This is a genomic window from Glutamicibacter sp. (genome assembly GCF_035257265.1).
Lineage (GTDB): Bacteria > Actinomycetota > Actinomycetes > Actinomycetales > Micrococcaceae > Glutamicibacter.
The window spans coordinates 1-1,293 of sequence record NZ_DATEXC010000017.1 but is presented as its reverse complement, the minus strand read 5'-3'; the positions used below and the strand labels follow the sequence as shown (position 1 = coordinate 1,293).

The window sequence follows — 1,293 nt, the reverse complement described above, 5'->3', positions numbered from 1 at the left end:
TAGCCCGGATTATTCACCAACCCCAAAAATCGACTACAGAGAGCGCTTGTGATGTCAGGATAACCCCAGCACAATCGCCTCACAGGATCAGCCGGTTCCTAAAACCAGCCCATCAGGTTGTCCTGGCTCTGCACCAATCAGTCGACTTGTTGCCACCGAGCACACAGCATCCTCACAGCCCGCTTGGGCTGACAACGAGCACTTGACACTTGGGCCGCCAACGCTCTCGATGGCGCTCACAGGGCCTGCGCGGTGAGACGCACCGCTGTCAACAAGGCTAAACTGCACCGCAATACCGGCGCCACCGGGCACGATGAGGGCAAGGAAATCTTGATCTGATCTTTGCACTCTTGCACCCGGGCACCGAGTTTGAGCAAACGTAACTGGATGGTCTCCATCGTCGCCGAGGCCCACTGAGTGGTCCGCAACACCTCACGGCGTAAAGTCTCAAGCAACACATAAGCCGCTGCATGCAACAACACCCGGAACTGATTGGCCTCAAAGCGATGACACGAAGTGCGATCCGATTTGAGGTACAGTTTGTGGTCCTTAATCTCGTTTTCCGCTTGGCCGCGAGCACAGTAGATTTTCTGGTAGAGCACTTTGGTGCGGGCCTGCTCCATATCCGTCACGACAAAACGCGTGTTGACCCCTTGCTCGGAGACTTCGACCGTGATGACCACGCGGCGCGGGCGCGACCACGTCTGGGCCTGGTAGTGCGTCGAGTGAAAGCGGGTGACCTTGCGCCCCCAGCGCGCATAGGCCCGCGTGGCCTGCTCGACCGCCTCGCGAGCCAGTGCCTTCAAGACGGCATTGCTCGTCAAACCCGTCACATAGTGCAGCCCGGGCTGTGCTTCGACCCACTGCATCACCTCGGGGTAGGCAAAGTGACTATCGCCGCGCAAGATGAGCAGGGTGGCGGGCCAGGCGCGCCGCAGCCGCGTGACCAGGCGCTTCAGCACGGAGAGCATCTGCGCGCCAGTGAAGCGCTTGGCCTTCAGAAGCGTCGTGATCAGGCGCCCCGAGAGGCCTTCGTAAACGTGGAAGGGGAGAAAACAATAGCCGCCATAATAGCCATCAAAGCGAGCCTGTTCCTGCCCGCCATGGACCGGGTCCTCGGTGTCATCGACGTCGAGCACGATGACCTTGGGCGGGGTAGCATAGGAGGCGATAAATTGGTGCAGCCATTCCAGAGCCATCCGGTAGAGTTCGGTGCGTGAGATGCGGTTTTCAAAGCGTGACATCGTCGGCTGTGACGCCAAGGGGGCGCCGCTTTCAGGCAGACGATCGAGC

Annotated in this window: 1 protein-coding gene; it reads right to left on the bottom strand. The window is 59.8% G+C overall.

Features of this window, described 5'->3' with window-relative positions:
* Positions 1-236: 236 nt before the first annotated feature.
* Positions 237-1,293, bottom strand: a 1,057-nt coding sequence (locus VJ369_RS02885; RefSeq protein ID WP_324090643.1) for an IS1380 family transposase, incomplete at its 5' end; no start/stop codon positions are given.